At 62.0% G+C, this 234-nt stretch carries 1 protein-coding gene; it reads left to right on the top strand.

The genetic code is table 11. The annotated features are described in order from the left end of the window. On the top strand, positions 1 to 234 hold a 234-nt coding region (locus RYX56_RS25410), incomplete at both ends, for a response regulator (protein ID WP_317124524.1).

The raw sequence follows: 234 nt of genomic DNA, 5'->3' as shown, positions 1-234 counted from the left end.
AAAACGACCGCCCCAGCCGGCGCCATCCGCGCTATTGTGATAGACGATTCGCCCACCGTGCGCGACTTTCTCAGCGCCATCCTGGGGCAAAACGGCGATATTCAAGTTGTTGGCTCTGGCGCCAACGGCGAAGAGGCTTTGCGCCTGGCACACGACCTGAAGCCGGATGTCATCACCATGGATATCCGCATGCCCCGCATGGATGGCCTCGAAGCCACCCGCCGCATCATGGCC

The sequence above is a fragment of the Alkalihalophilus lindianensis genome, from assembly GCF_032843265.1.
GTDB lineage: Bacteria > Bacillota > Bacilli > Bacillales > Bacillaceae_D > Alkalihalophilus > Alkalihalophilus lindianensis.
This window is presented reverse-complemented; position numbering and strand designations above follow the sequence as displayed.